This window comes from Arthrobacter sp. 05T423 (assembly GCF_056396245.1).
On sequence record NZ_JBFTLC010000035.1, the window covers coordinates 43,612 to 53,500 of the forward strand.

8 protein-coding genes are annotated in these 9,889 nt (G+C 65.8%); 4 read left to right on the forward strand and 4 right to left on the reverse strand.

Annotation, left to right across the window (positions count from 1 at the left end; all coding sequences use genetic code 11):
- Positions 1 to 80 precede the first annotated feature (80 nt).
- The 3 genes from AC1DFE_RS20295 to AC1DFE_RS20305 form a co-directional block, all read right to left on the reverse strand.
- Positions 81 to 1,691, reverse strand: a complete 1,611-nt coding sequence (locus AC1DFE_RS20295; protein WP_476907666.1) for an FAD-dependent monooxygenase — start codon at positions 1,689 to 1,691, stop codon at positions 81 to 83.
- Positions 1,692 to 1,751: 60 nt separating this feature from the next.
- A complete protein-coding gene (locus tag AC1DFE_RS20300) occupies positions 1,752 to 2,603 on the reverse strand; it encodes a fumarylacetoacetate hydrolase family protein (protein WP_476907667.1) in 852 nt (283 codons plus the stop codon).
- A gap of 173 nt (positions 2,604 to 2,776) precedes the next feature.
- Entirely contained in the window at positions 2,777 to 3,580 is an 804-nt protein-coding gene (locus AC1DFE_RS20305; RefSeq protein WP_476907668.1) for a FadR/GntR family transcriptional regulator, read from the reverse strand.
- 96 nt (positions 3,581 to 3,676) lie between these two features.
- Here AC1DFE_RS20305 and AC1DFE_RS20310 point away from each other — a divergent pair, with 96 nt between their 5' ends.
- The 3 genes from AC1DFE_RS20310 to AC1DFE_RS20320 are packed head-to-tail and all read left to right on the forward strand — an operon-like array spanning position 3,677 to position 6,753.
- Entirely contained in the window at positions 3,677 to 4,555 is an 879-nt protein-coding gene (locus AC1DFE_RS20310; RefSeq protein WP_476907669.1) for a carbon-nitrogen hydrolase family protein, read from the forward strand.
- A 10-nt stretch (positions 4,556 to 4,565) separates the two neighbouring features.
- Positions 4,566 to 5,927 (forward strand): APC family permease, encoded by a 1,362-nt coding sequence (locus AC1DFE_RS20315; protein ID WP_476907670.1) that lies wholly within the window; start codon positions 4,566 to 4,568, stop codon positions 5,925 to 5,927.
- A gap of 43 nt (positions 5,928 to 5,970) precedes the next feature.
- A complete protein-coding gene (locus AC1DFE_RS20320) occupies positions 5,971 to 6,753 on the forward strand; it encodes a carbon-nitrogen hydrolase family protein (protein ID WP_476907671.1) in 783 nt (260 codons plus the stop codon).
- 201 nt (positions 6,754 to 6,954) lie between these two features.
- On the opposite strand, the gene AC1DFE_RS20325 is transcribed toward AC1DFE_RS20320, so the two are convergent.
- Entirely contained in the window at positions 6,955 to 8,391 is a 1,437-nt protein-coding gene (locus AC1DFE_RS20325; protein WP_476907672.1) for a DUF2971 domain-containing protein, read from the reverse strand.
- Between the two features lie 243 nt (positions 8,392 to 8,634).
- Here AC1DFE_RS20325 and AC1DFE_RS20330 point away from each other — a divergent pair.
- The coding region (locus AC1DFE_RS20330; RefSeq protein WP_476907673.1) for an MFS transporter at positions 8,635 to 9,889 on the forward strand (1,255 nt) is incomplete at its 3' end.

A 9,889-nucleotide genomic window follows, 5' to 3' on the forward strand; every position in this document is an offset into this window, starting at 1 on the left:
AGCTGCTGCTTAGTTGGGCATGCGGACAACAAAAAGAGCGGGGAGGCCGCTTGGCCTCCCCGCTCCTTCCCCGTGGTCTGTCAGCGTATAGCCGGCACTCCAGCTGCGGCGTATCGGAGGCGGGCCAGCTGCGGCACGTAGGCGGCCAGCGCTTCAAACGCCGCCTGCTCGGTGTCGGGGGTGGCGGCCGCTGCGACATAGCGGTCGGGCCGCACCACGAGGGTTGTGCCGCTGCCCGCGACAGCCGCGAACGCGCCGCTGGTGTCCATGACGGCCGTGACGTCTGTCAGCACGAGGTGCGCGCCGTCGTCGTCGGTTTCCACGGTGCCCAGCCGCCGGACCTCAAGGGGTGCGCGGCGATCGTAGGGGAAGCGCAGCAGTGCCCAGCCCGTACCCAGGACGGTGTCCAGCGGGACGGCGTCGCCGGTGGACAGCGTGACCTGTGGCTGGGAAAGGGAACGGCCCACCAGCGCGGCTGCCCACCTGGAAACTGAACTGCCCAGGTCCGCCACGCAGCCGTCGGTGAAGTGCGGCTGCTTGAGGAACTTCATGCCGGCGAGCCAGCCCTTGGCGGCGGGAATGATGCCGGATGCGGTTATGACGGCGTCACGGATGGCGGTCAGCGCTGGGTTGACGTTCATCACCACGTTGCCGATCCGGTGCGAGAGGCGCACCATGTCCACAGCGTGCGGACGGCGCTCCGACTGGTAGGTGTCCATCAGGGCCTCGGTGCCGGTGCCCTGGATGTTTGCGGCGACCTTCCAGGCAAGGTTGGCGACGTCGCGGATGCCGGCGTTGAGGGCCTGCCCGGCGAACGGAGGCATCATGTGGGCGGCGTCCCCGGCGAGGAGGACGTGCCCCACGCGGTAGTTCAGGGCCACGCGCTGGTGGGCCACGTAGACCGCCGCGCGGCGGATGTCCGCGGCACTAATCGTCTGGAACGGCGCGATGAGCTTGATGATGGCGTCCGGGGACGTCACTGCCGCGGCGTCCTCACCGGGGAGGAGCATGAACTCGTAGCGGCGGCGGCCGTGGACTCCGGGGACCACCACCACGGGACGCGTCCCGTTGCAGTGGAACTCGGAGAACCGCTCCGGATCACCAGGGGTGTTGATGATGTCCACCACGATCCACTTCTGGGTCTGGGTGGAACCTTCCATCGGGATGCCGAGCTGGGAGCGGACCGGGCTGCGGCCGCCGTCGCACGCCACCACCCATTTGGAGCGGACGGTGTGTTTGCCGTCGTCGTCGATCAGCACCGTGTCGGCATGCCCGGGCCCGTCCGTGATGCGGAACGCTTCAGTGCTGAAGCGGACGTCGATCAGCGGACGGGCGCGGGCGGCTTCAAGGAGGAGTGATTCCATCACGGGCTGGTCGAACTGCGACTTGCCGGGCTGACCCAGCCTCGGGCTCGCCGGGTAAACCTCCGCCAGCAGCTGTTCCTTCCGGCCGAAGTAGCGGGCGCCGGTATCCATGAGCATCTCCGGCGCCAGCCTGTCCAGAATGCCGATCTGCTGCATGACGCGCAGCGTCTCGTCCGTGGCGCTGATGGCCCGTGGTTCGTCGCTTGTACCGGCATGGCGTTCAACGAGCATCACGTTGACGCCCTGGTCCGCCAGCAGGTTGGCCGCAGCCAGGCCGATCGGGCCTGCCCCGATGACCAGTACATCGGTCTCGATGATTTTGTCCATGCCTATCAAAGTTCCGTTCCTAGGATGAGTGCAGTCGGGGCGGCGGGAACAGGGTCCCGGTCAAGAGACCAGCTCCACCGTATTTTTCAGGGTGCCTAGGCCGGTGATTTCCACCTCGACGACGTCCCCTTCGGAGAGCAGGCCGGACGGCTCCATGAACAGGCCCACGCCGCCGGGGGTGCCGGTGACGATCACGTCGCCCGGGGAGAGCTTGGTGAAGCCGGTGACGTAGGCGATCAGCTGCGGAATGGTGAAGTACAGGTCGGCCACGGAGGCCTTCTGGCGGATGTCGCCGTTGACGCGGGTTTTCAGGGTGAGCCCGTTGACGTCGCCCAGGTCGGTGGCGGGCACGAGGTAGGGGCCGAAGCCGCCGGTGCCGGGAAAGTTTTTGCCGGGGATCCACTGCGAGGCGGCAAGCTGCCAGTCACGGACGCTGAGATCGTTGTAGGCGGCGTAGCCGGCAACGTAGTCATAGGCGTCGTCTTCGGCCACGTGGAACGCCTCCTTGCCGATGACCAGGGCCATTTCGCCTTCGTAGTCGAACTTGGTGGTAGTGGCAGGCATTTGGGCCGGCTGCAGGTGGCCCATCTGGGAATCGGCGAAGCGGGTGAAGATGGTGGGGGCCTTCTGCTCCGTCTTGCCGGATTCTTCCTGGTGGCTGCGGTAGTTCACGCCGATGCAGATGATCTTGCCCGGATCGGTGACGGCGGGGAGGAAGTCGATGTCCGCTTCCGCACGGGAGGGGGCACTCCTGTATTCTTCGCCGACTGTGCCGAAGATGCCCTGCTCGACGGCGGCACGGAGCGTGCGGGCAAGGTCGGCCCCGCTGGGGCCAAGATCGTACGCCCGTCCCTCAGCAATGATGCCCCAGGTAGGGGAGCCGTCTGCGGATACGAAGCTTGCGTAGTTCATGATGGTTCCTTTCGCGGCGGCGGCGCGCCGGGAGGTGGTGCAGTCCCATCCCTGGCGGCGGCTTTGCCGGGCAGGAGGAATGTGCATCCTTTGACAAGGAATACATTATCTTGCTTTTACGCATTCTGACTAGGCGTGCTGCCGGAGGGTGCCCAGGCTCGTTGCCGCATGCATCAAGCGGATTCCGAGGTGCCTCCGCCTTCCGTCAGCCCCATGAACATCGTCCGGTGCAAAATGTCCACGTGCTTGCGGGAGATTTCGACGGCGGTGTGCCCGTCGCCTGCGCGCAGGGCCGCCACTAGCTCGACGTGGTCGCAGTTGGATTTGTGCAGCAGCTCGATGGGGTAGGGGATGAAGTAGGCATAAAGCTCGGCCAGCGTCTCGTGATAAACCCCGACGGCGGTCCCCAGGCAGGATGCTGTTCCCACCAGTTGGTGGAACTGCTCGTCAGCCTGGTGGTACGCGGACCAGTCGGTGGACTCGGCCATGTCCCTGGTCAGCCGCTCGAGTTCGTCGAGCTGCTCCGCCGTCGCGTTGGCAGCCGCGTAATGGGTCACCGCGCATTCGAAGAGCAGCCGCCGGTCCACCAGCCGGTTCACCGCCTGCGATTCGGCCGGCGATGCTGTCAGTTCGGCCAGCACCTGACGCGGCGGCTGGTCCGCAACGAAGGTCCCGCCGGCTCGGCCGCGGCGGCGGACCACCACGCCTTGGTCCGCCAGGCTCGCCAGCGCCCGGCGGGCGGTGATCGGGCTGACGGACAGGCCCAGCGCCACGTCCTCCTGGTCCGGCAGGCGCTCGCCGGGCTTCAGCAGCCCCAGCGAAATCGCCATGCCGATACGCAGACGCACGGCGTCGATGGCGCTCCGGCGGTCGATGCCGGCCAGCGCTCCGGCACCAATGCGGGAAGCATCAGTGCGCGAGTCACCGCTGGCAGAGGCGGGGGAGGCGCCGGCGGCGTCCTCCAACTGACGGGTCATATCCGCTACTTTACGGCCCATCCTCAGCCCCTTCCCATAATTGGATCATTCTGATCTAATATAGTGCAGATCACATCCCAACACGAGAGACAACCCATGCCTCGCATCCTTCCCCTCGTCGCTGCCCAGGCGCGGCCGCGGCTCATCGGCGAACCCGTTTCGGTCTTCGCGGACGAGGTCGCGGCTGCCCTCAAGACCAAGCCGGACAGCAGACTGGTGGTCTTCCCGGAGCTCCACCTGTTCGGCGACGGGAACCCGGACCTGCAGCGCACCGAGGCGCTGCAGGACTCCGCCGAACCGCTGGACGGGCCCCGCATCAAAGGGCTAAAAGAGCTCGCCTCGGACCTGGGCATCTGGCTGGTTCCCGGCAGCGTCTGCGAGCGCGGCCCGGAAGGCCAGCTGTTCAACACGCAGCTGGTCCTATCGCCGGAGGGGGAGCTGGCCGGCTACTACCGGAAGATCTTCCCCTGGCGCCCGTTCGAGCCCTACGACCCCGGCGACAGGTTCACCACCGTGGACCTGGCCGGGATCGGCAGGGTGGGCCTGAACATCTGTTACGACGCCTGGTACCCGGAGGCTTCCCGACAGCTCGCCTGGATGGGCGCCGAGGTCATCCTCAACGTCGTCAAGACCACCACCCCGGACCGGCGGCAGGAACTGGTGCTGGCCAAGGCAAACGCCATCGTCAACCAGGTGTTCATGGTCAGCGTCAACTGCGCCGGCCCCACCGGCCAGGGAAAGAGCATCATCGTCGACCCCGAGGGCAACACCATCGCCGAAGCCGGGAATGACGCCCCGGTGCTGCTGACAGCGGACCTGGACCTGGCCGCCGTCGAGCACGTCCGCACCCACGGGACCGAGAACCTCAACCGGCCCTGGTCCCAGTTCCGGGACGGCGAGGCCGCCGTCGAACTGCCCGTCTACCAGGGCCGGATCAATCCGGTGACCTGGACGCCCCAGTCCTTCACTTCCTAAGGAACCACCCTTGACTACAACTCTGACCCGCACGCTGAAGCTGCCGTCGCTGGTGCTGTTCGGCCTGGCGTACCTGACCCCGCTGATCGTCCTGGCCATCTTCGGCCTCATCGCCGAGACCACGGGCGGGGCGGCGCCGTCGGCCTACCTCCTGGCGATGGTGGCCATGCTGTTCACGGCCCACAGCTACGGCCGGATGGCGGTCGCCTACCCGGTGGCCGGCTCCGCCTACACGTACGTGCGAAAGTCCATCGACCCGCGGGTGGGCTTCCTGGTGGGCTGGGCGATCCTGCTGGACTACCTGTTCCTGCCCATGGTGATCTGGCTGATCGGCGCCTCCTACCTGAGCGCGCAGTTCCCGGCCATGCCCAAGTGGCTGTGGATTGTCGGCTTCATCTTGATCACCACGGTCCTGAACATCCTGGGCATCAAGGTGGCGGACAAGGCGAACTACGTGCTGATGGCGTTCCAGCTCCTGGTGATCGTGTTCTTCGTGGTGCTGGCCATCGGCAACGTGGTGTCCGCCTCCGGCGCGGGCGGCCTGGTGAGCACGGAGCCGTTCTTCAACGGCACGTCCAGCTTCGCCACCATCTCCGCCGGCGCGGCCATCGCGGCGTACTCGTTCCTGGGGTTCGACGCCGTAACCACCCTCACCGAGGAAACCGTGGACCCGCGCCGCAACGTGCCCCGCGCCATCATGCTCATCGCGCTGATCGGCGGCGGCATCTTCGTGGCCGTCTCCTACGTCACCCAGCTGGTGCACCCGGGCGGCGTGTTCGACGACTCGGCATCAGCGGCCAGCGCCATCGCGCTGCAGATCGGCGGGCAGGTCTTCGGCGCGGTCTTCCTCGCCGGGCTGGTGGTGGCGCAGTTTGCCTCCGGCCTCGCCGCGCAGGCGAGTGCCTCCCGCCTGATCTACGCCATGGGCCGGGACTCGGTGCTGCCGAAGGCAATCTTCGGGCGGCTGCACGAGAAGTTCCACACGCCCGTGGTGAACCTGGTGATCACCGGCATCGTCGGGCTGATCGCGATCTTCCTGGACGTGGCGACGTCGACGTCGTTCATCAACTTCGGTGCCTTCACCGCCTTCACGCTGGTCAACGTCTCCGTGGTGTTCCACTATGTGCGCCGGCGCCGTGCGGGGGAGCAGCTGAATGCCGTCTCCTACGTGGCGGTCCCGGCGGTGGGCGCCATCGTCTGCGCCTACCTGCTCTCCCAGCTGGACAGCAACGCCATTACGCTGGGACTGTCGTGGCTGGCGCTCGGCATCGTGGTCCTGGCGCTGATCACCCGCGGCTTCCGCGCCTCGCCGCCGGAGATGACGACGACGGAGAAGGCCACCGTGGAGGCCGCCGTGGAGGCCGCCGCGTAGCGGCCCTCTTGTACTGCATGCTTACGGGACGGAAGGAACCGGTGTGAGAATAGCCCTCGGGCAGCTGGAGTCCGGCACGGACGTCGTGGCGAACCTGGCCGCGATCGACCGGTTCGCCGCGTCCGCTGCCGGCGACGGCGCCACGCTGGTGGCCTTCCCGGAGTACGCCACGTACGAGAAGAAGATCGTGGATGCCTCCTTCCCGGCGGCGGCCGAGCCGCTGGACGGCCCCGTTTGCCGGGAACTCTCCGCCACCGCGGCCCGCCACGGGATCGCGCTGGTGGCGGGCGTGGTGGAGGCGTCCGACGAGGAGGACCGGGCGTACAACACGCTGGTGGCGTTCGGGCCTTCCGGTGCACGGCTTGCCGTGTACCGGAAGATCCACCTGTTCGACGCGCAAGGCTTCGGGGAGTCGACGTACATCAAGCCGGGACCGTCCACAGAGCCCGTGGTGTTCGAGTCCGGGGGAGCGTGGTTCGGCCTCATGACCTGCTACGACCTGCGGTTCCCGGAACTGGCCAGGTCCCTGGCCGACGCCGGAGCGCAGGTGCTGCTGGTCTGCTCGTCGTGGGTGCCGGGCACCCACAAGACGGAGCAGTGGCTTTCTTTGAATGCTGCGCGGGCGATCGAGAACAGCGTGTACGTGGCCGGCGTCTGCCAGGCGCCGCCGGTGTCCGTGGGCCGAAGCCTGCTGGTGGATCCGATGGGGTACGTTGAGGCAGACCTTGGGCTGGAGCCTGGGGTGCGGGCGGTGGAGGTTTCTCTGTCTACCGTGGCGCGGGTGCGGGAGCAGTTTCCTATGTTCCGGCAGCGGCGGCTGGGGTAGGAGGAAGGTCACACTGCCGCTTCGAATGTATCCGGCGTGCCCTACGACCAGTGAAAGCAAGACGGTCGTTTGGCCAAATGCAACTCTGGCCGCCACGTCACCTCCTGGAGATCCCCTGGCTTACCCGGAAGGGAAAGACGTGTCCGGGCGGCTCTGGGTGGCGGAGGTCGCCGTTGTATCGTTCGGTGTAGCAGCACCCACTCATGAGCCGTCCGCCGCTGGTACCTCGCCTTGCAGCTTGTCGAATCCGTTCCGTACTTTGGGCACCTCCTCACTCAGAGTCTTGAGCATGGATGAAATCATTGAAGGGGCCTGGGCTATGTCTGCGGTTAAACAGATGCGTGCGTGCTCAGTCAGTGATTGGCCGTTGGCGGAGTGATTCTCGGTCGTGACTACGGTGTGGGCGCGGATTTGCTCATCGTCCAAGGCCTGTATTGCCATTGATGCTGTCAAAGAAGCACCCAAGGAGGACGAGACGTGCTCCACGAGACAGCTGAAGCCCCCCTCCCAGTGAATCCGCTCACCGGAAACGCCTGGCGCCCTGGACCGCATGGCTGCTGGGACTGCCGTCGTGCTTGGGTGCACCCTGACTATCGACTCCGCCCACGTGCGTGTGGCCGCAGCGATGGCCTCAACGCCGATCTGAATGGAGCGAAGCAGCTCTGCACAGCGGATGCCAGCTTCCTCCTTTGCCTTGGCGGCGGAGGCCTCGGCAACGTGCAGGGCATTCAGCCGCGCGGCAAGGGAGCCGGCCCGTACCGGGAGTGCCCAGGTTGCCTCGTGGCCGCCCGCTTCTGGTTCGGGTGGCATGTAGGGAAAACAGTTGAGGATGCGATTGTGAAATTGCAGCTGGAAGATTTCCACGCTGGGATAGCCCTTGAGGGCAGCCATTAGGGCTGGCATCCGTCCAGGTGGGAAAGCATCCCCCAAAAGTACTCCTGTCAACGCCTCACGGATGTCGAAGTAACTGGGGAGAACGGACTGATCCAGTAGAACTAGCCGATACTCAGCTTCATTTTCCCAGTCACGATGCTTTCTGAAGAACAGATTGTCCTTCTGTGCTTCTGCATATGCCGTTGCTACAGCATCAACCCCAAACTCCCTAACCTGGCCGAGGTCGATGCCGTATGGCCCTGCTCCCAAGGTTGCTGTCCGATATATAACGGGGCCGTGGAAACGGTGGAGGGCGGATTCGCCCGAAGAATTCAAGAAAGCCTGGATCAGCTTTTCGCGGTCGAACCTAAGGCAGACTCCGGTGTGGGCGCCGCCGTAGTGGGCCCAAAGAGAAAGATGTGCCCAGCCCCGAAAAGCTTCTCGACTCATGGGCCCCTCCGGAAGTTCCCAATCTTGCGTCAGGCAGGTGACCTTGGCGTGGAGCCTGATATTCCGGTCGATCGCATCCCAGAGTTTTGGTCCGACATCCAGGCTCTCCTCGTCGTGGCGGGCCTCGATGTTTGGGTAGAGCGGGCGTGATTCCCATAGGTCATTGGTCGAATCGAAGGGTGACAGCCTTAATTTCCCGGTGCTGAGGATGCCCAAGATGGCTGCGTCCGAACTTGTGTAATGGAAGAGTTCGTTAGAGAGCTCCTTGGGCGCGTTGGCGAGCTCCAGGTCCAGATACGCCTCAAATTCATGCATACTGTCCATCAAAGCATGGCTGCCCTCGCAATGATCCGCCCAGATCGTAAGACCGCGCAGGGGACCGGCAGCGGGAACCGGGCAGGGGAGGGACGAGCAGCCTCGGTAGAGCGCAATCGCAAGTACTCCGGGTTACCGCAGGTCCTGTTCCAGTCATAGGGCCCGCAGCTTCGACTCATACTCGCGAGAGCTCAGTCCTCACTCGTTTGGCGGTGAGTCGGCTCTGTGCGGAAGACTGTTGCCGTGAGCAACTCTCCCCGCACCGGCAACCAAACCCGCCACCGCACCGGCCTCGCCGTGGCTGGCCTCAGCTTGGGCACGGCGCTGAACCCGTTGAACTCCTCCATGATCGCCGTCGCCTTGGTGGTGCTGCGCGAGGACTTTAGGCTCGACGTCGCCACGGTCACCTGGGTGATCACAGCCTTCTACATCACTTCGGCAGCGGGCCAGCCCCTCATGGGACGGCTGGCGGACCGGTTCGGGCCGCGGAAACTCTTCATGCTCGGCATGGCGCTGGTGGCGGTGTCGTGCGCGCTGGCGCCTTTCTCGCCCAACTTTGTGTGGGTCTGCGTAGCCCGTGCGCTCATGGCGCTGGGGACGGCGACGGCGTACCCAAGTGCCGTCGTCATGGTCGGCGCACTGGCCAAGCTGGCCGACACGACGTCAACGAGACCACTCGGTCGCATTCAAATGGCAAACACCTCCGGGGCGGCGGTGGGCCCCGTGGTCGGCGGGCTGCTGGTGAGCCTCGTCGGATGGCAGGCGCTGTTCCTGATCAACGTGCCGCTCGCATTGGCCGCCCTGCTCATCGTGCGGAAGGTGGCTCCCGCGGATGAACGGCGGGAGCAGGGCAGCATTGCCACCCTGCTGCGAGACTCTGACATCCCGGGCATCCTCGCGTTCGTCGGCAGCCTGGTGCTGCTGCTCATGGGGCTGCTGAACGCGCTGCCCGGCTACCGCTGGTGGCTGCTGGGGGGAGCCATGGTGCTGGCGGTGCTGTTCGCATGGCGGGAACTGCGCTTCGACCGGCCGTTCCTGGACCTGCGGCTGCTTGGCAGGAACCGGCCGCTGCTGCTGGTGTATTTGGGCTTCACGGTGTTCAGCGGGGTCTACTACTTCGCGTTCTTCGGCCTCCCGCAGCTGCTGCAGGAGGCGGCCGGATACAACCCGGGCCTGGTGGGAGTGCTGATGCTGCCGCTGGCGGCCATGTCGGTGGTCGTCACCCCGCTCGCCGTGAAAGCGATCGACAACTACGGCGTCCGGCGGGTGCTACTGGCCGGCGTCGTACTTTTGGCGATAGCGGCAGCGGCACTCTGGCTCCTGACGGCGTCGTTCTTCGTTCCGCTGGTGCTGGTGCTGACCGCCCTGATGGGTGTGCCGTACGGGTCGGTGAGCATCGCCTCCAACCAGGGGCTGTACATCTCCGCCGCCCCCGAGGACAGGGGAGTGGCCGCCGGGATCTTCCAGACTTGCCGGTACGTCGGCGCCATCAGCGCCA

Excerpts from the sequence above, each read along its gene's own strand:
- AC1DFE_RS20305 (WP_476907668.1), bottom strand. The coding sequence starts at position 3,580 with ATGACCCGTCAGTTGGAGGACGCCGCCGGCGCCTCCCCCGCCTCTGCC.
- AC1DFE_RS20325 (WP_476907672.1), bottom strand. The coding sequence starts at position 8,391 with ATGCATGAATTTGAGGCGTATCTGGACCTGGAGCTCGCCAACGCGCCC.
- AC1DFE_RS20300 (WP_476907667.1), bottom strand. The coding sequence starts at position 2,603 with ATGAACTACGCAAGCTTCGTATCCGCAGACGGCTCCCCTACCTGGGGC.
- AC1DFE_RS20295 (WP_476907666.1), bottom strand. The coding sequence starts at position 1,691 with ATGGACAAAATCATCGAGACCGATGTACTGGTCATCGGGGCAGGCCCG.
- AC1DFE_RS20310 (WP_476907669.1), top strand. The coding sequence starts at position 3,677 with ATGCCTCGCATCCTTCCCCTCGTCGCTGCCCAGGCGCGGCCGCGGCTC.